Source organism: Pseudomonas sp. Irchel s3b5 (assembly GCF_900187435.1).
Taxonomy (GTDB): Bacteria; Pseudomonadota; Gammaproteobacteria; order Pseudomonadales; family Pseudomonadaceae; genus Aquipseudomonas.
On sequence record NZ_FYDY01000037.1, the window covers coordinates 26748 to 46281 of the forward strand.

Genomic DNA, 19534 nt, shown 5'->3' on the forward strand with positions numbered 1-19534 from the left:
GGAGCATAAAAGGAGGGGTAACGAAAATCTGGCAGGTGAATCGGCCCAATAACTTGAATCAGCACAGAAGGCTGCGTTCGGAAGTTAAAGTAATTTATTAAGAGTAAGATTTTTTTGGTATTACGAATGAGGATCTGCGGACGATTGTGAAAGGAGGGGAATTGCCATCACCGACACTCTGCTCATTGATTTAAGCAGAGGGAGAAAAAAGGTGGAGAGTCGATCTGTAAGCCGGGTTCTGTCTTGAACAGTCATTCGTCTACGATGGCCATCACTGGACATCTTTAGCAACCTACCCGGTCCCAGCGCGGGCCACGCCTTGGGACCCTATTTGGTCTTGCTCCAAGTGGGGTTTACCTAGCCACGAACTGTTGCCAGTCGTGCGGTGCGCTCTTACCGCACCTTTTCACCCTTACCGGCGCCGAAGCGCTTAGGCGGTTATTTTCTGTGGCACTTTCCGTAGGCTCACGCCTCCCAGGCATTACCTGGCACTTCGCCCTATGGAGCCCGGACTTTCCTCCCCCCCCTAATTTTCATAGAGGGCAGCGACTGTCCGATCGACTCTCCGCCGCGAAGGTTAACGGCAGAGCGCCCGAAGAACAAGCGCTAAACACCTTTAACCACGCCTGTGCGTCGGGTTTTACTCACCCTTCTGCTTATCCAGCGCGACTTGATACAGAACATTCTTGCGCTCGCCGGTAATTTGCGCCGCCAAAGCCGCCGCGCGCTTGAGCGGCATTTCTTCGAGCAACAGATTGAGGATGCGCATCGCTTCACTGCTCACCGAGTCTTCCGACTCGGGCGCCGTCCAGCCCGCCACCAACACCACACATTCACCCCGCTGCTGATTGCTGTCCGACTCGACGAACTCACGCAACTCGCCCAACGGCAAGCCCTTGAGGGTTTCGAAGGTCTTGGTCAGTTCACGCCCCAGCAATGCCGGGCGCTCAGCACCGAATACCAGCTCCATGTCCTGCAAGCACTCGAGAATGCGATGTGGCGCTTCATAGAAGATCAGCGTGCGCGGCTCTTCCTTGACGAGCTCCAGTCGCGCCCGTCGACCCACCGCCTTGGCCGGCAGGAAACCCTCGAAGATGAAGCGATCGGATGGCAGCCCCGCCGCCGACAACGCGGCAATCAAGGCGCAGGCCCCCGGCACCGGCACTACATTGATGCCCGCCGCACGCGCCTGGCGTACCAAGTGGTAGCCGGGGTCGGAAATCAGCGGCGTCCCGGCATCGGAAATCAATGCCACATTATCGCCGGCGAGCAGACGGGTAATAAAGCGACTACCTTCTTCTCGTTCGTTATGCTCATGACAGGCCGCCAGCGGCGTCGAGATACCGAAATGTTGCATCAGGCGCTGAGAGTGACGGGTGTCTTCGGCGGCAATCAATGCCACCTCGCGCAGGATTTTCAGCGCCCGCGCACTGATGTCATCCAGGTTGCCGATGGGCGTCGCCACCACGTAAAGCGAGCCAGCAGCGGAATTCAAAGCACCTGGAGCAGTCAAAGCGCACACCTCATGATCGGTAAAAGTCGCCATTGTAGCGCGTAGCGACCATGGCTTTTGCGACCGTTTGTGCACTGCCGCTACATTTACAGCAGCTAAATTGATTGATTCACGCCAGTAACATCGCGCCCCGGCCAGTGCTTGGGTACAATTCCACGCTAATTTGATCGAGTATCAGGAACACTTACATGATCGCTTGCCTGCGGCTGTTATCTGCCCTCTGCCTCGCTGCCTTGCTGGCGGCTTGCGCCAGCTCGCCCTCCTCCAGCCTTGGCGAACTTCCACGGACCCCGGACGCCAGTATCGAGCAACTGCTTGAGAAGGCCGCCCAAAGTAAATCGCCTGAAGACGCTGCCCTGTTGCGGCTGAGCGCAGCGGACCTGGCTTATCGCCAGGGCAATGCCGGCCAGTCCGCGCAAATCCTGCAACAGGTTCCCGTCGAATCGCTCAAACCCGGCCCACAGGTTTTCGCCAACACACTGGCAGCCGAACTGGCCATGACCCGCAACCAGCCGAAAGCCGCGCTGACGGCCTTGAGCCATCCGAGCCTGCAACGCCTGGGCGAACTGCCGGAGGAGCAACAAGTGCGCACCGGCACCGTTCGTGCCCGCGCGCTTGAAGCCGATGGACAGACCCTCGCCGCCGCACGGGAACGCATTGCTATCGCTCCGATGCTGAGCGATGAAGCGGCCGCAAAAAACCATGAAGCCATCTGGACGTTGATCGCTTCGCTGCCAACCGACCAGTTGCAGCCCAACAGCACCGACGACCTCGGTGGCTGGATGGCCCTGGCCCTGGCCGTGAAAACCGCCGGCACTCTGGAACAACAGCAAGCCGCTATCGACAACTGGCGCGCCCAGAACCCGAAACACCCGGCCGCTGTTCAGTTGCCAGTCGCCCTGACCAAGCTCAAGGAACTGGCCAGCCAGCCTCTGAGCAAAATCGCCCTGTTGCTGCCACAGGACGGCCCGCTGGCTTCGGTCGGCAAGGCCTTGCGTGACGGCTTCATGGCCGCTCACTACCAGGCTCAACAGGCCGGACAGAAGCCGCCAGCCATCGAGTTTTATGACAGCTCGCACCTGACCTCCATGGACGAGCTCTACCGCAAGGCCCAGGCCGATGGCGTGCAACTGATCGTTGGCCCACTGGAGAAGCCGCTGGTCAAACAACTCAGCACCCGCCCGCAATTGCCGATCACTACCCTGGCGCTGAATTACAGCGAGGGCGATCAAGGTCCGGCGCAGTTGTTCCAGTTTGGTCTTGCCGCTGAAGATGAAGCCCGCGAAGTGTCGCGCCGCGCACGCGCCGACGGCCTGCATCGCGCCGCCATCATGGTGCCGAAAGGTGAGTGGGGCGATCGCGTATTGAAGGCATTCAGCCAGGACTGGCAAGCCAATGGCGGCAGCATCGTCGCCATCGAGCGCGTCGACCAGCCCGTGCAATTGGCCCAACAGATCGCCGACATGTTCCAGCTACGCCAGAGCGAAGGCCGCGCCAAGAGCCTGCAAAGTACCGTTGGATCGCAGGTTGCCGCCCAGCCGTCGCGCCGTCAGGACATCGAGTTCATCTTCCTGGCGGCCACGCCGCAACAGGCTCAACAGATCAAGCCGACCCTGAACTTCCAGTACGCAGGTGACGTTCCGGTTTACGCCACCTCCCACGTCTTCAGCGCCAGCGGCGATGTGAACCAGTACAACGACATGAACGGCATCCGCTTCTGCGAGACCCCATGGTTGCTCGATGCCAATGATCCACTGCGCCGCCAGGTCACGGCTCAATGGCCGCAAGCGGGTGGCAGCCTCGGCCGCCTCTACGCCATGGGCGTTGATGCCTATCGCCTGGCGCCACGCCTGGGTCAACTGAAGGCCCTGCCGGACAGCCGCATCGAAGGCCAGTCGGGTAGCCTGGGCATGACACAGAGCCAGCGTGTCGTACGCCAGCTGCCATGGGCCGAGTTCGTCAACGGTCAGGTTCAACGCCTGCCGGACACCCCTCGCTGATGCCCGACAGATCACGCCAGCAAAGCGGAAAAGATGCCGAGCGCCATGCGCTCGAGCATCTTCAACAACAAGGTCTGCGCCTGTTGGCGCAGAACTGGTTGTGTAAACGCGGCGAGCTTGATCTGGTCATGCTAGATGGCGATACAGTAGTATTCGTTGAGGTCCGCTACAGAAAAAACACTCAATGGGGTGGCGCGCTCGACAGTATCGATGGGCGCAAACAGCAGAAACTGATCTTCGCCGCACAGTATTTTCTTCAGCGCGAGTCGCGCTGGGCCAATTCCCCCTGCCGCTTTGACGTGGTTGCCATAGACAGCAACCTCGATCAGTTGAACTGGCTGCAGAACGCCTTCGATGGCTGATCGCATGCACTCCAGACCGGACACCTTCACCCGACACTTTTGCTCTTTGCTTTGCGGGCTGCACATTCACGTGCCGAACAGCCGCGCTAATTAAGGTCACACAGATGGACATGCAATCCCGAATTCGCCAGCTTTTCCAGGCCAGTATCGACACCAAGCAACAGGCGATGGACGTACTTGCACCGCACATCGAGCAAGCCAGCCAGGTCATGGTCAATGCCCTGCTCAACGAAGGCAAAATGCTTTCCTGCGGCAACGGCGGCTCTGCCGGCGATGCCCAGCATTTCTCGTCCGAGCTGCTCAATCGCTTTGAGCGTGAGCGCCCGAGCCTGCCAGCCATCGCCCTGACGACCGACAGCTCGACAATCACTTCGATCGCCAACGACTACAGCTACAACGAAATCTTCTCCAAGCAGATCCGCGCACTCGGCCAACCGGGTGACGTATTGCTGGCGATTTCCACCAGCGGCAACTCGGCAAACATAATTCAAGCGATCCAGGCCGCACATGATCGCGAAATGATTGTCGTAGCTTTGACGGGTCGTGACGGTGGCGGCATGGCGTCACTGCTGTTGCCCGAGGACGTAGAGATTCGCGTACCGGCCAACGTCACCGCTCGTATCCAGGAAGTCCACCTGCTGGCGATCCACTGCCTATGCGACTTGATCGACAGCCAATTGTTCGGGAGTGAAGAATGACCCCTAATCGCCTTGGCCTACTGGCCTTGACCCTGTGCCTCGGCATCAGCGGCTGCACCTCGGTGGTGACAGCCAGCCGTGAAGCGCCGATTGAAGATGACCGTGGCACTCGCACACTGGGCAGCAAGATCGACGATTCCCTGATCGACACCAAGGTCGGCGTAAACATTGCCAAGGTTGATCCAGCCCTGGATAAAGACTCGCACATCGTTGTCACCAGCTTTAACGGCGTCGTACTGCTCGCCGGGCAAACGCCGCGAGAAGACCTCAAGGCCAAGGCCGAACAGGCTGCAGCAGCGGTTCAGCGCGTAAAGAAGGTTCACAACGAACTACAAGTACTGGCGCCCTCTTCACTGCTGGCACGCCAGAATGACACCTGGCTGACCACCAAGATCAAAGCGCAGATGCTCACCGATCCGAACATCCCCGGATCACGCATCAAGGTCGTGACTGAAAACGGCATTGTCTACCTGCTGGGCCTGCTGACCAAACAGGAGGCCACACAGGCAACCAATCTGGTTCAAGGCGTTTCCGGCGTGCAGAAGATCGTGAAGCTGTTCGAATACATCGACTGACCCGCACGCTATATAGGAGCTGCCACAGGCTGCGATCTTTTGATCCTGAAAAAAATCGCAGCCTTCGGCAGCTCCTACAAGCAATAAAAAAGGCGATCCATTCGGATCGCCTTTTTTATTACTTCACCACCTTCAAACTAGGACGACCGCTGGGACGCGGCGGCTCGCTGTCAGGAGGTGGAATGTCGTCATCCGGCTCAATGTCGTCGTCCTCCCCCATAGGCGATTCCAGATCGAACACCATACCCTGGCCATTCTCCCGAGCATAAATGCCCAGGATCGAAGCTATAGGCACAAACAAGGTGTGCGGCACGCCACCGAAACGACCTTCGAAGCTCACGGCCTCGTTGTCCATATGCAAATGGCGCACAGCTTGTGGCGATACGTTCAGGACGATCTGCCCGTCACTGGCAAAACCCTGCGGCACCTGCACCGACGGGTACTCGGAATTGACCAGCATGTGCGGGGTGCAATCGTTATCCACAATCCACTCGTAGAGCGCACGGACCAGATAAGGTCGACTGGAGTTCATAGCGGCTCCTTAAGCCTTAGCGCATGTCGCGTTCGACACCAGACAGACTCGCCTGGAAAGCCTCACGCGCAAACTGGCGCTCCATGTAATCAAGCAGCGGCTTGGCCGGCCGCGGCAGTTCAATACCCAGAATCGGCAAACGCCAGAGTATGGGCAATAGGCAGCAATCCACCAGACTTTGTTCCTCACTGAGGAAAAACGGTTTGTCGGCGAACAACGGCGACACGCCCGTCAGGCTTTCGCGCAACTCTTTACGAGCCACGACACGGGCCGCTTCCTTGGTCCGCGAATCCAGAATCAGATCCACCAGACCACACCAGTCACGCTGAATGCGATGAATCAGCAGACGGCTATTGGCACGCGCCACAGGATAAACCGGCAGAAGCGGCGGGTGCGGGTAACGCTCATCCAGATATTCCATCACCACGGTCGATTCCCACAACGCCAGGTCACGATCGACCAGGGTGGGCAAGCTGCCGTAGGGGTTCACTTCGATCAGTTTAGGTGGTTGGCGGCCGGCCTCCACATAAATGATCTCTGCGCTGACACCCTTCTCTGCCAGTACGATGCGCACTCGGTGGGAATAGTGGTCGGCGGGGTCGGAGTAACAGGCCAACCGATTGGTCACGCCCATGGCGGTCCTCCTCGCTTGTAGAAATTATCGGAAGCGGAAAAACGAGCGCGCCCAGAGGGCGCCTCCCGTAACGTCTGGATCACCAGTTCGCTACTCGAAGGCGCCCTTGGGCGCGCGCGATTAACAGCAATTGCTTGAAACGTTATCAGTGCACGTCTTTCCAGTATTCGCGCTTGAGCAGATAAGCGAATACGAAGAAGAACGCCAGGTACAGCAATACATATGTACCAATGCGCTGATGCTGCAGCTTAACCGGGTTAGCCGAGTAAGCCAGGAAGGTTACCAGATTCTTGACCTTCTCATCGAACTGCTCTTCGGTCAAAGCACCGCTTTTCGGCACGATGGTCAGTTGATCGCACGCTTCATGAGTCAGCGGCGTACCCGTCAACGGATCATATTGCTTCTTGCCGTCTTCAACGATCTGAACCTGTTTGCAACCGACAACCTGACGACCTTGCAGGCCGACCAGGACGTTAGGCATGCCCACGTTCGGGAAGACCTTGTTGTTCACACCCCAAGGGCGCGACGGGTCTTCGTAGAACGACTTCAGGTAACCGTAGAGCCAGTCAGTGCCACGAACACGTGCGACCAGCGTCAAGTCCGGTGGAGCCGCGCCAAACCAGGCCTTGGCGTCCGCCGGCTGCATGCCGATGTTCATGTGATCGCCAATCTTGGCGCCGGTGAAGACCAGCTTCTCCAGCATCAATTCATGGGGAATGCCCAAGTCGTCGGCAACACGCTCGTAACGCTGGAATTTGGCGCTATGGCAGCCCATGCAGTAGTTGGCGAACGTACGCGCGCCATCTTGCATGGCCGCTTTATCGGAAACGTCGATGTCGACTTTTTCCAGCGCAGGGCCACCGTGTTCAGCAGCGAAAGCGAACACTGGCAGCGCAGCAAGCATCAATACAGCAAATAGCTTTTTCATCAGCCAGTCACCCTTTCCGGAACCGGTTTGGTCTTCTCAAGCCTGGTGTAGAACGGCATCAGAATGAAGTAGGCGAAGTACAGGAAAGTACATACCTGCGACAGCAACGTACGGCCCGGAGTTGGCGCCAGAACACCCAGCACACCCAGGATCACGAACGAGATGCAGAACACCCACAGCCAGATCTTGCTCATCCAGCCCTTGTAGCGCATCGACTTGACGGGGCTACGATCGAGCCACGGCAGGACGAACAGCACCGCGATGGCCGCGCCCATGGCGATAACACCCAGGAGCTTGTCCGGAACCGCCCGCAGAATCGCGTAGAACGGCGTGAAGTACCAGACCGGAGCAATGTGCTCTGGGGTCTTGAAGGCGTTCGCCACTTCAAAGTTCGGCTTCTCGAGGAAGTAGCCGCCCATCTCGGGGAAGAAGAACACGATCGAACAGAAGATGAACAGGAACACCACCACGCCGACGATATCTTTCACGGTGTAGTACGGATGGAAGGCGATGCCGTCCAGCGGGATACCGTTTTCGTCTTTGTGTTTCTTGATGTCCACGCCGTCGGGGTTGTTCGAACCGACTTCGTGCAGCGCCAGGATGTGCAATACCACCAGACCTAGAATCACGATCGGCAAGGCAACCACATGCAAGGCGAAGAAGCGGTTCAGGGTGATACCGGAAATCAGGTAGTCACCACGGATCCACTGGGTCAGGTCGTCGCCGATGACCGGGATCGCACCGAACAGCGAGATGATCACCTGGGCACCCCAGTAGGACATCTGACCCCACGGCAGCAGGTAGCCCATGAACGCTTCAGCCATCAGCGCCAGGTAGATCAGCATGCCGAAGACCCACACCAGCTCACGCGGCTTCTGGTACGAGCCGTAGAGCAAGCCACGGAACATGTGCAGATAAACCACGATGAAGAACGCCGAAGCGCCGGTGGAGTGCAGCAGACGCAGGATCGAGCCGTACTCGACGTCGCGCATGATGTATTCGACGGAAGCAAAGGCTTCTTCCGCCGACGGGGTGTAGCTCATGGTCAGCCAGACACCGGTAACGATCTGGTTGACCAGAACGAGCAGCGCCAGGGAGCCAAAGAAGTAGAAGAAGTTGAAGTTCTTCGGAGCGTAATACTTGCTGAGATGGTCTTCCCACATCTTGGTGGCGGGAAAGCGCGCATCAACCCAATCCATGAACTTGCTCATCACGCTTTCTCCGTATCGACGCCAACGACAATGATGTCATCGGTCTCATAGGAATGCGGGGGAACTGGCAGGTTCAAAGGCGCAGGTTGCGACTTGTAGACGCGGCCAGCCAGATCGTAATGGGAACCGTGGCAAGGACAGAAATAACCGCCCACCCAGTCTTTGCCCAGATCAGCAGGTGCCACTTCAGGACGGAATGTCGGCGAACAACCCAGGTGCGTGCAGATACCAATCAGCAGCAGAACCTCGGGCTTGATCGAACGTGTTTCCGGATCAACATAGGTAGGTTGTGTCGAGTTCTTGGAGGCCGGGTCAGACAACTGGCCCTCGATCTTTTTCAGATTCCCCAGGATTTCCTCAGTACGGCGGACGATGAACACCGGCTGACCGCGCCACTCAGCAATCATCTGCTGGCCTGGCTCGATTTTGCTGACATTCACTTTCACCGGTGCACCTGCGGCTTTCGCCTTGGCACTGGGAAACCATGACCCCACGAACGGGACCGCAGCCCCCACCGCTCCTGCAGCACCCACCACGGATGTGGCTGCTACCAAGAAGCGACGCCGGCCTGTATTCACGCCGTCATTGCTCATTCAGTCCTCTCCCATCAGCTTTGTGGCCTGTTAAATCAGGCATCTACTAAGTAAAACTATGTACTTATAAAAATTTTGCCGAATGGTAATGAAAAGCCCCAATTCTGACAAGGTAATTACCGGAGCCCATCACCCCCAAGCCTTGTAGTATAGGGCGTCTGCGGATGTGGCAAGTTGTCACAGCGCAATTCTTTGATAAATCGCACACATAAAAAAACGCCCAGCTCCGCGAGGAAACTGGGCGTTCTTTTTTGAACGTGAAAGCGAATTAACGCTTCGAGTACTGCGGACGCTTACGCGCTTTACGCAGACCGACTTTCTTACGTTCAACTTCACGAGCATCGCGGGTTACGAAGCCAGCTTTACGCAGAGCACCGCGCAGAGTCTCGTCGTAATCCATCAGAGCGCGAGTGATACCGTGGCGGATTGCGCCAGCTTGACCACTTACACCACCGCCGATCACGGTGACGTAGATGTCGAATTTCTCGACAGTCTCAGTCAATTCCAGCGGCTGACGAACTACCATGCGGGCAGTTTCACGGCCGAAGAAATTTTCCAGCGAACGGTTGTTGATGGAGATGTTACCAGTACCCGGACGCAGGAAAACGCGTGCGGTTGCGGTCTTGCGACGGCCAGTGCCGTAATTTTGAGTCGCCGACATAATGAACTATTCCGTTAAAACTTCAGTTCTTGGGGCTGCTGAGCAGTATGAGGGTGAGCAGCGCCCGCATAGACTTTCAGCTTACGATACATGTCGCGACCCAGTGGGTTTTTAGGCAGCATGCCTTTAACCGCGGTCTCGATCACGCGCTCAGGGGCTTTAGCGATCAGCTTTTCAAAGTTGATCGACTTGATGCCGCCCGGGAAACCGGAGTGGGAGTAGTACATTTTGTCAGTGGTTTTAGCACCGGTAACACGAATCTGCTCAGCATTGATAACGACGATGTAGTCGCCGGTGTCAACGTGAGGAGTGTACTCAGGCTTGTGCTTGCCACGCAGACGGCTCGCGATTTCGGTGGCCAGACGACCCAGGGTCTGACCAGCAGCGTCGACGACAAACCAGTCGCGCTTTACTGTTTCCGGTTTAGCAGTAAAAGTTTTCATTCTTTATAGCCTCAGGGGCCGCCCTGTAAATTAGACGGCGGATCTTACTGAATAGTGCGTACTTTGACAAGTCAAAGGCAGCCGGATACAGACGCTTTCGGGGGCTCGGGTCGGCGCGTCCGTTCAACGGCAAGATTCTTCGGCGGCGGCGCATCACTTCCACTGCAGAAAGAGGTGCGCAATTATGCAGATTGCGAAAAATAATTCAACCTGCTTTTATGATTGTTTTGCCCAAGGAGCACCCCGATGGAATATCGCCAGCTAGGCCGAACCAATCTGAACGTGAGTGCCCTCTGCCTCGGAACCATGACCTGGGGCGAGCAAAACAGCGAAGCAGACGCCTTCGCCCAGATTGAACGGGCCAAGAGCGCCGGGATCAACTTCATCGATACCGCCGAGATGTACCCGGTGCCGCCCAAGGCCGAAACCTACGCCAGCACCGAACGCTACATCGGCAATTACTTCAAAAGCCGCGGCGATCGTGCCGACTGGATCCTGGCCAGCAAGATCGCCGGCCCCGGCAACACCATCGACTACATTCGCGACAAGCATCTTCGACACAATCGACAGCACATCACGGAGGCCGTCGATGGCAGCCTCAAGCGCCTGCAAACCGATTACATCGACCTGTATCAACTGCACTGGCCAGAGCGCAGCACCAACTTCTTCGGCCAGCTGGGTTACAAACACGTCACCGAAGCGAACCTGACGCCACTGGAGGACACCCTCGAAGCGCTGGACGAGCAGGTCAAGGCCGGCAAGATTCGCCACATCGGCCTGTCCAACGAAACGCCATGGGGCACCATGCGCTTCCTCGCCCTGGCCGAAGCCCGTGGCTGGCCACGCGCCGTGTCGATCCAGAACCCGTACAACCTGCTCAATCGCAGCTTCGAAGTCGGCCTGGCGGAAATCGCCATCCGCGAACAGTGCGGCCTGCTGGCTTATTCGCCGTTGGCGTTTGGCTTTCTGTCGGGCAAGTACGAAGGTGGCGCGCGCCCGCCGAAGGGCCGCCTGAGCCTCTATAGCCGCTTCAGTCGCTACTTCAACCCGCAGTCGGAAGCAGCGTGCAGCCGCTATGTGGCATTGGCCCGCAAGCACGGCCTGGACCCAGCGCAAATGGCGTTGGCCTTCGTCACTCAGCAGCCGTTCGTGACCAGCAACATCATTGGCGCGACCACGCTTGAGCAACTGGACAGCAACATCGCCAGTTTTGACCTGAAGCTGTCGGAAGAGGTGCTGGAAGGGATCGAGGCGATCCACAAGGATCATCCGAACCCTGCTCCATAATCCCGCATTTGTAGGAGCTGGCTTGCCAGCGAGGGCGACTTGCCTGACGCATCGCGTCGCCAGGTTCGCCAGCAAGCCGGCTCCTACAGTCACCGGGCCATCAAAGCGACCGCGCAATAATCTCCTTCATGATTTCATTGGTCCCGGCATAAATCCGTTGCACCCGCGCATCCGCCCACGCCCGGGCAATCGGGTATTCCCACATGAAGCCGTAACCGCCATGCAGTTGCACGCACTCGTCGAGCACCTTGCATTGCAGATCGGTGCCCCAGTATTTGGCCATCGCCGCCGTTGGCACATCGAGTTTGCCTTGCAGATGCAGTTCAAGGCAGCGGTCGACGAAGACCCGGCCGATCTGGATTTCCGTCGCCATCTCAGCCAGCTTGAAACGGGTGTTCTGGAAGTCCGCGATCGACTTGCCGAACGCTTTGCGGTCGCGGGTGTAATCCAGCGTCCATTGCAAACCGGCCTCGGCTGACGCCAGCCCGCCGATGGCCACGGTCAACCGCTCCTGCGGCAACTCCTGCATCAGATAGGCAAAGCCCATTCCGGCCTGGCCGAGCAGGTTTTCCTTCGGCACCCGGACATCCTGAAAGAACAATTCCGAGGTGTCCTGGGCTTTCATGCCGACCTTTTCCAGGCGCTTGCCCTTTTCGAAGCCCGGCGTATTGGCCTCGACCAGAAACAGGCTGGTGCCTTTCGCGCCCGCCTTGGGATCGGTCTTGGCAACGACAATCACCAGATCCGCCAGATAACCGTTGGTGATAAAGGTCTTCGAGCCGTTGATGACATATTCATCGCCGTCGAGCACGGCGGTGGTTTTCACCCCTTGCAGGTCGGAGCCGGCACCCGGCTCGGTCATGGCAATCGCGGTGACCATCTCGCCAGATACCAGCTTCGGCAGGTATTTGTGTTTCAGCGCCTCGCTGCCGTAATGCAGGATGTAAGGAGCAACGATGTCCGAATGCAGCGAGAATCCGATGCCGGTCAAACCCAGTCGACCGACCTCTTCAATCACCACTGCGCTGTATAGAAAGTCCGCCCCCAGCCCGCCGTACTCTTCCGGCAAATGCGAGCACAACATCCCCGCCTCCCCTGCCTTGTTCCAGAGCTTACGGTCGATATAGCCCTGTTTTTCCCATTGCCCATGGAACGGCACCGCTTCTTTTTCGAGGAATGTGCGCACGCTGTCGCGAAAAAGTTCGTGCTCGGAACTGAACAGGGTTCTAGGGATCATGCGGCACCTTTCTTTATTTTTAGAAGAAACAGACCTCAGAGACTAAGCCCCGCTCTCGATACAGGACACTGGACACATCCGACAAAAAATAAGACGATCCAGCCGTCTGGTGACCACTTTCCCCTATAAGAATAAAGTTGAATTATGTCTAACCAAGCCTCCACGCCCCTGCGGCGCGTCAGCATCCTGGCAACCGACCGGGTTTTCGCTACCACCCTCATGCAAGCCAAAGATTTCTTCCATCTCGCCAGCCTGCGCTACGGCAAGCAGCTGGGTCATGGCCTGACTCCAGCGTTCGAAACCCGACTGGTCAGCCCCGACGGTAAACCGGTGAACAGCTTCAGCGATGTGATGATGCCGGTGGACGGCGCGCTGGAAAACGCCGATATCATCGTCCTCCCCGCGTTCTGGGACGACTTCGATTCGCTGTGCAAACGTTATCCACAGGTCCTGCCCTGGTTGCGTCAGCAGCATGCGCGCGGTGCGGTGCTGTGTGGCGAAGCCACCGGTGTGTTCTGGCTCGCCGAGGCCGGCCTGCTCAATGGCAAGGAAGCGACCACCTATTGGCGCTTCTTCGATGCCTTCGCCGAACGGTTCCCCAAGGTTCAACTCAATCAGGACAAGCACCTGACCGACGCCGACAATCTTTATTGCGCGGGCGGCACCACCTCGGCATGCGACCTGTACATTTATCTGATCGAGCGTTTCTGCGGCGCCAACGTGTCCCAGGCCGTGGCGCGCGACATTCTCTATGAAGTCCAGCGCAGCTATTCGCCGGGACGCATCGGGTTCGGTGGGCAGAAGCTGCATCAGGACGTGATTATCCTGCAGATCCAGCACTGGCTCGAAGAACACTTCGCCGACAAATTCCGCTTCGAAGACGTCGCCCGCGAACATGGCATGAGCATCCGCAACTTCATGCGCCGCTTCCAGACCGCCACCGGCGACAAGCCGCTGCATTACCTGCAACGCCTGCGCATCGAAACCGCCAAGGGCTTGCTGTCCGCCAGCCGCAAAAGCATCAAGACCATCAGCTACGAAGTCGGCTACGACGATGCGAGCTTCTTTGCGCGCCTGTTCCGCCAGCACACGGAGCTGTCACCAAACCAGTATCGGCAACAGTTTCAGCAAGCGGCCTAAAAGATCGCAGCCTACGGCAGCGCCTGCAGAATGGTGTGTACCCGCAGGCGCTGACGAAGCCTGTGATCTTTTGTTCTTCGGCGCACAAAAAGACCTGCAATCGCAGGTCTTTTCATGATTTTTTCCTACGCAAAAAGCTGAAAACGGAATGCAGTCGTACACGCTTCGACTCATAGATGTAGAACCGACAACAGTACAACCTTCTTCCTTGCAATCACCCTCAGCGCTGACAAGGAAGGTCAACAGTGACTATCGGTTCAAGCTACAACTACCCCTCATCGATTTCCAAGGAAGTCACTCGAACCAAGCGCTCAACCAAAGGTAAATGGGCAGCACGTTTTCCCAACCCGCCAGACTTATGCTTCGATTATCGGCAACTGGTTGAACAAGAGAACGGCATCGCCAGGGCAACCGATACGCAACACAGAATTTGCATTATTGGCGCAGGCGTCACCGGGCTGACGGCTGCCCGGGAGCTGTACCGTTGCGGCTTCACCAACATTACGCTCATCGAACAATCCAGACGCATTGGCGGCAGACACCTGACCGTCGCCGGCAGCCCTAGCTCCTCCCAGAGCCATACCCCCTTTGAAATGGGAGCCATGCGCATGCCCTTTTTCAACCGGGAGGGCGAAGCGCCTACAGAGGGCAGATCGCTGATGGCCTACTACGCCAAGGCGTTTGACCTGGCGCTTTCAGACTTTCCCAACCCCGGGAGCCAATGGGTCAGTTCTACCGGGATCTATCTCCGAGAGGGCCGCGTGGGTGACGGTCCAACTCCGCAAATGTTGATCTGGAAAAACACCGATGGCCTGACTCCTCCTCCCGGGGAGGCGCTACAAAAGGTCTATGCCAAGTGGAGAGCATTTGCCGATCGCATGACTCGACACATCGCAGAGGTGTACGCCAGCGAGAAGTGGGAAGCCATGTGGGCTGCCATTGTTGAGAAATACCAAGGGGTTTCATTTCGCGATCTGGTCAGCATGCCGACTCTGCATGCCTGGAGTGAACGTTCGCCCGGGGACTTTGGTGGAATGGGGATGTCCGCCGAGGAGTCGGCCATTTTCTACGCGATCGGCATCGGTGACGGCAGTTGGGGCGCCTTCTACGATGTTTGCGCCCTTTATCCCTTGCGTACTGCCATTTTCGGATTCAGCAGCCAGCTGCAATTGATCCATGGTCGGGTGGATGCCAATGGCGAGCCGCTGGCATCACCCTATCTGCACAGTGAAGTCGTTTTCGACTCGACCGGACTGGGTTTCGACAGACCAAGGTACATCGGACTCGCAGCGCTGGATGAATGCCTTTTATTCATGAAAACCGAGGAAACCGGAAAATCCGTCTACGGACATAGCCTGGAACGAAGCAATGGACTGCTGACCGACGCCTCTGTCACCAAACTCAAAAAGCTCACCAACCAGCAACTACGCGTTTACTACAACTGGAAGCACAGCCAACCCGAGCAAGCCCAGGAACACTTCGACGACTTTGATTCGGTCATTGTTACCCTTCCGTCCTGGGTGATCGAGACACGAATCAAACTCGAAAACTTCAAGCAAGAGATGCTGCCCTTCGAGACGATTAATGCCTGGAAAACCGCCCACTGGGAAACCAGCTGCAAGGTCTATGCTCCGCTGAAAAAATCATTCCTCTCGAACAACAAAAAAATCCCGCAAGTGCTCGTCACGGATAGCTTTGTCCATGATGTCTACACCTATCGCTACAACGAAAACTATACCTATGACTGCATCCTCCTGAGTTACACATGGGAGGATGACGCCACCAAACTGGCCTCCTTCACGGATAAAGAACTGGTGAACAAATGCGCCAAAGAGCTGGACCGCATCCTGATGAACTCCGCCAACATCCAGGAAAAAATCTCGCCCTATATCGGCCTTGATCAAGCGGTGGTTCAACGCTGGATAACCGATAAAAACGCAATGGGTTGCGCAAAGCTTTATCGGCCCGGCACCTACTACGATGCCGTCAGCCTGATGAAGTACAACAGGGACTTCGCGCACATTTCGGGCCTGTATTTATCCGGAGAATCATTCTCGGTCGATGCAGGCTGGACGGAGCCTTGCTTTCGAGGTGCCATCGATGCGGTCATTCATATCTGCAACAAAACGAGTGCCGCGTTCAATGGCGGCTTCTCGATGAGTGATTATCCGCACTACAAACTCAAACCCTGACCAAATACCCGCTCCAGAGCCATGCACGCGATGTGATGGCTCGCCCTCCCCGCTTCACCATCAAACCAAATCAAGCCCTCGCTCACCCATCTTGGGATAAGGACTACAGCCTTACCGGAAGCGGCTGACTTACGCCCACTCGCCGATTCAACTCTTATAAACACGCAATTAAACAGCGTGAATAACAATAAAAAGAGGTTATCGGAAATGAATCAGCCAGCAAGCCCTGTTCGTGTCGCAGTCGTGCAATTTGACCCGCAAGTGGGCACAGAGAATTGTGAAGACAATCGGTGTAACAGCCTGACGTTGGCGCTCGAGGCGGTAAACGGTGGGGCGAATCTCATTGTGCTGCCCGAGCTTGCCAACACCGGATATTTCTTCAGTGGACGGCAGGATGCCTTCAACCATGCGGAGCGGGTACCTGACGGTCCAAGCGTACAGAACTGGATGAGTTTTGCCCGTGAGCACAAGGTTTACCTCGTAGCCGGCCTGGCTGAACGCGAGGGTATGCGACTCTTCAACACAGCTGTGCTGGTGGGACCTGAGGGGTTTATCGGCAAGTACCGAAAAGCCCATTTGTGGAACCTGGAGAAACTCTGGTTTACCCCCGGAGATCTGGGTTTTCCGGTGTTTGAGACGCCCATCGGCCGTATTGGTTTGTTGATCTGTTGGGACATCTGGTTTCCGGAAGTACCTCGAATCCTCAGCCAACAAGGTGCGGACATCATTTGCAGCTTGAACAACTGGGTGTGGACGCCACCTCCGCTGTTCGATGATGCCGGCAAGTGCATGGCGTCATACCTGACGATGACGGCAGCACACGTAAACAATGTGTTTATTGCGGCGGCAAGCCGTATCGGCGAGGAGCGAGGTGCTCGCTATCTGGGCTGCTCGTTGATCGCAGGCACCAATGGCTGGCCGATTGGCTCCGTGGCGTCAGCTGACGCGCAAGAAATCCTGTTTGCCGACGTTGACCTGACCTCATCGCGCAGCGCACCGATCTGGAACAACTTGAACGATCTACATCGTGATCGTCGAGCTGATCTTTATGATCAGATGCTCGGTTACACCCAACACTCTTGCCTGCCGCGCTGACTGGGGGTGTTGCCGATGGAAACCTCAAACAACAAACAACGACTGACCGGATCACCGTTCGACAAGCCGATCCTCGTATTGATGCTTGGCACAACGTTGCTGATTATCTGGCTGTCGTTCACGTTTAGAACGGCGTGGGCGGCTCATTGGCCGAGCTACAACGACATGGTGTCAGCGCTTCCCGACCCTGGCGCCTGGCTACGCTGGATACTGGGTGATATCAGCGAAGTGGCCTTCTACAAACATGAGTTCGCTTCAATCGGGTTATTGGCCGGTGCCTACCTGGCTTATTGGGCCAATCGAACCGGTAAGCGTTGGCAAGGCTTTGCCATCTCTTACGGCAGCGGATTATGGCCATGGCTGGTGACCAGTTCATTGCTGGGCTTGCTGTTGAGTAACCTGTTGTGGGGCTGGACGGTCACCGCCAGCAGTTGGCAACCCACCTTTGCTGCTTTTGTCTCACTGCCTGCAGCAATGGTGCTTATGTTCGGAGGTGGCTGGAAGGTCACGATCAACGGCGCGATCATGGGCGCATTACTGGTTACGCCGATGTGCCTGCTAATCGTTAACTACGTGTGCAACCCGTTGGAGCTACCGGCAGTAATCGGCAATGTGCTGGGTATGGCAATCGCCAGCGTCGCGGCTTTTCTGCTCTGTCGCTGCTGTCCGAGGCTGGTGAAATCCGCAACCCCACTGACCACAGCGTCTACCCCGGAGCCGGCCATCACCAAAGCACCCGATTATGGACTGGTGTGGAGTTTGCGCCGAGTCCTGGCTGACTTTTCAGAAGCCCCGTTCTTTGGCAATGAACTGGCCAGCCTCGGCTTGCTCCTTGGCGCGTTGCTGGCGTATGCCCTGAACGCACTGAGTCCGGCCTACGGTTCCGGCTTATTGCTCCATCTGATGGGTGCACAAGCTTTAACGTCAGCCATCGGGGTATTGATCTGGCGTCGGCAATGGCGGTTGCTCGGCTGGTATCCGACGTACGTCCCGATGGTTTCCGTGGTGCCAGCAGCGATTTTGGCTTATGGCGGCAGCTGGCAAGTCATCGCTTCCAGTGCACTGCTGGGGGCGATCATTGCTCCCCCTCTGGCGTGCGCCATCGCTAAACGATTGCCAGCCGATTTCCACGGTTACATCGGCAATGTTCTCTCCATGGCCATCAGTACACTGCTGATCGTCCCGTTGATCGGCACACTGATCGCAGACTGAGCACTTTGCGGCCTGGCTGTATTACGGCTCAAAACCGGGTACAGCCATTTCTAAACCCATGTAAGCGAGGTATGAGATGAACTTGCCCAAGCTGGCCATCGCGGCACTCGGCGGGACGGTGAGCATGCAGCCCAGGAGTGCCGGTGAAGGGGTGATTCCAACGGTCAGCGGAGAAACCCTGCTGGCCTCGGTTCCCGAACTGAAATCACTGGCTCAGGTGACGGTGGAAACCCTTTGTCTGTTGCCCAGCGCATCATTGGATTTCGAGTGTTTGCTGAGCGTCCTTTCATGGGCGAAATATCAAGTGGCGCAAGGTGCCGAGGGTGTTGTCATCACTCAGGGCACTGACACACTCGAAGAGACAGCTTCGTTTTTCGACTACCTGTGGGACCACGATGTCCCCCTGATTCTGACCGGCGCCATGCGTTCAGCCCAACAGGCTGGCGCTGACGGACCGGCCAATTTGCTGGACGCTTGTCGAGTCGCGCTGAACCCAAATAGCCGGCAGCGAGGCGTCCAGGTCGTGATGAACGGACAGGTGCATCACGCAAGCAGCGTGCGAAAAACCGATTCGCTGGCGGTACACGCTTTCTCCTCCCCGATCTTTGGACCTGCAGCCCTGCTGGTGGAGGGTCACGTTCACTATCTGCGCTCACCGGTTCTGCGTAATGTCTTGCCTTTGCCGCAACAGACCCTGCACAAGGTGGCCATGCTTGAAGCGTCACTGTCCGCTGACACGCTGATTGTGGAAAACATCCTTAAGCTCGGTTATGACGGCTTGGTAATCGCCGGGTTTGGCGCCGGTCATGTTTCCGAGAAGTGGACGACGGTGATCGAGACCATCGCCGGAAAAATCCCCGTGATCATTGCGACTCGCACCGGCTCCGGTTCCACCGCGCAAGCATCCTATGGGTTTGTTGGCAGCGAGATGGACTTGATCCGCAAGGGGGCGCATATGGCCGGCTTTCTGTGTCCGCGCAAAGCCAGGATCCTGCTCTGGCTGCTCATCGGTTGTCAGCGGCAGGATGAGGTGACCAGTTATCTCGAATGACCACACAGGGAACTTGATCGCACAAAAAAGGCCTGCATATGCATAATGCTGTTCACTTAAGCATTTGAGCTCGCGCAGGGCTTCCTAGAAAATCCGATGCCAGACCTCTGGCATCGGATTTTTTATGTCTGTTCAACAAGACCTGCTCGACCTCGGCGACCTTTTCAACT

19 protein-coding genes and 1 other RNA gene are annotated in these 19534 nt (G+C 57.0%); 10 read left to right on the top strand and 10 right to left on the bottom strand.

Annotated elements, in window-relative coordinates; all coding sequences use genetic code 11:
* Nucleotides 1–211: 211 nt before the first annotated feature.
* Together rnpB and rsmI are read right to left on the bottom strand one after the other, a co-directional pair.
* An RNA gene (rnpB, locus tag CKW15_RS25210) (RNase P RNA component class A) lies at nucleotides 212–565 on the bottom strand.
* 75 nt (nucleotides 566–640) lie between these two features.
* The gene (rsmI, locus tag CKW15_RS25215) at nucleotides 641–1546 is read right to left on the bottom strand and encodes a 16S rRNA (cytidine(1402)-2'-O)-methyltransferase (RefSeq protein WP_177408775.1); all 906 of its coding nucleotides are present in this window, start codon (nucleotides 1544–1546) and stop codon (nucleotides 641–643) included.
* A 155-nt stretch (nucleotides 1547–1701) separates the two neighbouring features.
* Between rsmI and CKW15_RS25220 the strand changes: the two genes are divergently transcribed.
* The 4 genes from CKW15_RS25220 to CKW15_RS25235 all read left to right on the top strand — a co-directional run bounded on the left by CKW15_RS25220 (nucleotide 1702) and on the right by CKW15_RS25235 (nucleotide 5148).
* On the top strand, nucleotides 1702–3513 hold the full coding sequence (locus tag CKW15_RS25220; protein ID WP_095056961.1) for a penicillin-binding protein activator: 1812 nt from the start codon (nucleotides 1702–1704) through the stop codon (nucleotides 3511–3513).
* On the top strand, nucleotides 3513–3875 hold the full coding sequence (locus CKW15_RS25225) for a YraN family protein (protein WP_095056960.1): 363 nt from the start codon (nucleotides 3513–3515) through the stop codon (nucleotides 3873–3875). The genes CKW15_RS25220 and CKW15_RS25225 overlap by 1 nt, the downstream gene beginning before the upstream one ends.
* A 104-nt stretch (nucleotides 3876–3979) precedes the next feature.
* A complete protein-coding gene (locus CKW15_RS25230) occupies nucleotides 3980–4573 on the top strand; it encodes a phosphoheptose isomerase (RefSeq protein ID WP_007904374.1) in 594 nt (197 codons plus the stop codon).
* Nucleotides 4570–5148 carry a BON domain-containing protein gene (locus CKW15_RS25235; protein WP_095056959.1) on the top strand — a complete coding sequence of 193 codons (579 nt, stop codon included), beginning with the start codon at nucleotides 4570–4572 and terminating at the stop codon, nucleotides 5146–5148. The genes CKW15_RS25230 and CKW15_RS25235 overlap by 4 nt, the downstream gene beginning before the upstream one ends.
* A 118-nt stretch (nucleotides 5149–5266) precedes the next feature.
* Here CKW15_RS25235 and CKW15_RS25240 read toward each other — a convergent pair whose 3' ends face one another.
* The 7 genes from CKW15_RS25240 to rplM form a co-directional block, all read right to left on the bottom strand.
* Nucleotides 5267–5680: a ClpXP protease specificity-enhancing factor gene (locus CKW15_RS25240; RefSeq protein WP_095056958.1), complete on the bottom strand. Its 414-nt coding sequence runs from the start codon at nucleotides 5678–5680 to the stop codon at nucleotides 5267–5269.
* 16 nt (nucleotides 5681–5696) lie between these two features.
* Nucleotides 5697–6314 (bottom strand): glutathione S-transferase N-terminal domain-containing protein, encoded by a 618-nt coding sequence (locus CKW15_RS25245; protein WP_007939828.1) that lies wholly within the window; start codon nucleotides 6312–6314, stop codon nucleotides 5697–5699.
* A 145-nt stretch (nucleotides 6315–6459) separates the two neighbouring features.
* Nucleotides 6460–7242: a cytochrome c1 gene (locus tag CKW15_RS25250; RefSeq protein ID WP_095056957.1), complete on the bottom strand. Its 783-nt coding sequence runs from the start codon at nucleotides 7240–7242 to the stop codon at nucleotides 6460–6462.
* Nucleotides 7242–8453 (bottom strand): cytochrome bc complex cytochrome b subunit, encoded by a 1212-nt coding sequence (locus CKW15_RS25255; protein ID WP_095056956.1) that lies wholly within the window; start codon nucleotides 8451–8453, stop codon nucleotides 7242–7244. The genes CKW15_RS25250 and CKW15_RS25255 overlap by 1 nt, the downstream gene beginning before the upstream one ends.
* Complete coding sequence (petA, locus tag CKW15_RS25260; RefSeq protein ID WP_095152879.1) at nucleotides 8453–9046, bottom strand: ubiquinol-cytochrome c reductase iron-sulfur subunit; 594 nt, start codon at nucleotides 9044–9046, stop codon at nucleotides 8453–8455. The genes CKW15_RS25255 and petA overlap by 1 nt, the downstream gene beginning before the upstream one ends.
* Nucleotides 9047–9314: 268 nt before the next feature.
* Nucleotides 9315–9707 (bottom strand): 30S ribosomal protein S9, encoded by a 393-nt coding sequence (gene rpsI, locus CKW15_RS25265; protein ID WP_008080273.1) that lies wholly within the window; start codon nucleotides 9705–9707, stop codon nucleotides 9315–9317.
* Between the two features lie 14 nt (nucleotides 9708–9721).
* Nucleotides 9722–10150, bottom strand: coding sequence for a 50S ribosomal protein L13 (gene rplM / locus CKW15_RS25270; RefSeq protein WP_007917032.1), 429 nt, complete (start codon nucleotides 10148–10150; stop codon nucleotides 9722–9724).
* Between the two features lie 246 nt (nucleotides 10151–10396).
* Between rplM and CKW15_RS25275 the strand changes: the two genes are divergently transcribed.
* Nucleotides 10397–11437, top strand: coding sequence for an NADP(H)-dependent aldo-keto reductase (locus CKW15_RS25275; protein WP_095056954.1), 1041 nt, complete (start codon nucleotides 10397–10399; stop codon nucleotides 11435–11437).
* A gap of 100 nt (nucleotides 11438–11537) precedes the next feature.
* Here the strand turns inward: CKW15_RS25275 and CKW15_RS25280 are convergent, their stop codons facing one another.
* Nucleotides 11538–12674 (bottom strand): acyl-CoA dehydrogenase family protein, encoded by a 1137-nt coding sequence (locus tag CKW15_RS25280; RefSeq protein WP_095056953.1) that lies wholly within the window; start codon nucleotides 12672–12674, stop codon nucleotides 11538–11540.
* Nucleotides 12675–12893: 219 nt separating this feature from the next.
* Between CKW15_RS25280 and CKW15_RS25285 the strand changes: the two genes are divergently transcribed.
* The 5 genes from CKW15_RS25285 (at nucleotide 12894) to CKW15_RS25305 (ending at nucleotide 19364) form a co-directional block, all read left to right on the top strand.
* Nucleotides 12894–13814, top strand: coding sequence for a GlxA family transcriptional regulator (locus CKW15_RS25285; RefSeq protein ID WP_177408778.1), 921 nt, complete (start codon nucleotides 12894–12896; stop codon nucleotides 13812–13814).
* 245 nt (nucleotides 13815–14059) lie between these two features.
* Nucleotides 14060–16006, top strand: a complete 1947-nt coding sequence (locus tag CKW15_RS25290; RefSeq protein ID WP_095056951.1) for an FAD-dependent oxidoreductase — start codon at nucleotides 14060–14062, stop codon at nucleotides 16004–16006.
* Nucleotides 16007–16213: 207 nt separating this feature from the next.
* Entirely contained in the window at nucleotides 16214–17101 is an 888-nt protein-coding gene (locus CKW15_RS25295; protein WP_095056950.1) for a nitrilase family protein, read from the top strand.
* Between the two features lie 15 nt (nucleotides 17102–17116).
* Complete coding sequence (locus CKW15_RS25300) at nucleotides 17117–18313, top strand: hypothetical protein (RefSeq protein ID WP_095056949.1); 1197 nt, start codon at nucleotides 17117–17119, stop codon at nucleotides 18311–18313.
* 76 nt (nucleotides 18314–18389) lie between these two features.
* The gene (locus tag CKW15_RS25305) at nucleotides 18390–19364 is read left to right on the top strand and encodes an asparaginase (RefSeq protein WP_095056948.1); all 975 of its coding nucleotides are present in this window, start codon (nucleotides 18390–18392) and stop codon (nucleotides 19362–19364) included.
* The last annotated feature ends 170 nt before the right edge of the window (nucleotides 19365–19534 follow it).

Coding starts and splice junctions, on each gene's coding strand:
- rsmI (WP_177408775.1), bottom strand. CDS start 1,546: ATGGCGACTTTTACCGATCATGAGGTGTGCGCTTTGACTGCTCCAGGT.
- CKW15_RS25220 (WP_095056961.1), top strand. CDS start 1,702: ATGATCGCTTGCCTGCGGCTGTTATCTGCCCTCTGCCTCGCTGCCTTG.
- CKW15_RS25225 (WP_095056960.1), top strand. CDS start 3,513: ATGCCCGACAGATCACGCCAGCAAAGCGGAAAAGATGCCGAGCGCCAT.
- CKW15_RS25230 (WP_007904374.1), top strand. CDS start 3,980: ATGGACATGCAATCCCGAATTCGCCAGCTTTTCCAGGCCAGTATCGAC.
- CKW15_RS25235 (WP_095056959.1), top strand. CDS start 4,570: ATGACCCCTAATCGCCTTGGCCTACTGGCCTTGACCCTGTGCCTCGGC.
- CKW15_RS25240 (WP_095056958.1), bottom strand. CDS start 5,680: ATGAACTCCAGTCGACCTTATCTGGTCCGTGCGCTCTACGAGTGGATT.
- CKW15_RS25245 (WP_007939828.1), bottom strand. CDS start 6,314: ATGGGCGTGACCAATCGGTTGGCCTGTTACTCCGACCCCGCCGACCAC.
- CKW15_RS25250 (WP_095056957.1), bottom strand. CDS start 7,242: ATGAAAAAGCTATTTGCTGTATTGATGCTTGCTGCGCTGCCAGTGTTC.
- CKW15_RS25255 (WP_095056956.1), bottom strand. CDS start 8,453: ATGAGCAAGTTCATGGATTGGGTTGATGCGCGCTTTCCCGCCACCAAG.
- petA (WP_095152879.1), bottom strand. CDS start 9,046: ATGAGCAATGACGGCGTGAATACAGGCCGGCGTCGCTTCTTGGTAGCA.
- rpsI (WP_008080273.1), bottom strand. CDS start 9,707: ATGTCGGCGACTCAAAATTACGGCACTGGCCGTCGCAAGACCGCAACC.
- rplM (WP_007917032.1), bottom strand. CDS start 10,150: ATGAAAACTTTTACTGCTAAACCGGAAACAGTAAAGCGCGACTGGTTT.
- CKW15_RS25275 (WP_095056954.1), top strand. CDS start 10,397: ATGGAATATCGCCAGCTAGGCCGAACCAATCTGAACGTGAGTGCCCTC.
- CKW15_RS25280 (WP_095056953.1), bottom strand. CDS start 12,674: ATGATCCCTAGAACCCTGTTCAGTTCCGAGCACGAACTTTTTCGCGAC.
- CKW15_RS25285 (WP_177408778.1), top strand. CDS start 12,894: ATGCAAGCCAAAGATTTCTTCCATCTCGCCAGCCTGCGCTACGGCAAG.
- CKW15_RS25295 (WP_095056950.1), top strand. CDS start 16,214: ATGAATCAGCCAGCAAGCCCTGTTCGTGTCGCAGTCGTGCAATTTGAC.
- CKW15_RS25300 (WP_095056949.1), top strand. CDS start 17,117: ATGGAAACCTCAAACAACAAACAACGACTGACCGGATCACCGTTCGAC.
- CKW15_RS25305 (WP_095056948.1), top strand. CDS start 18,390: ATGAACTTGCCCAAGCTGGCCATCGCGGCACTCGGCGGGACGGTGAGC.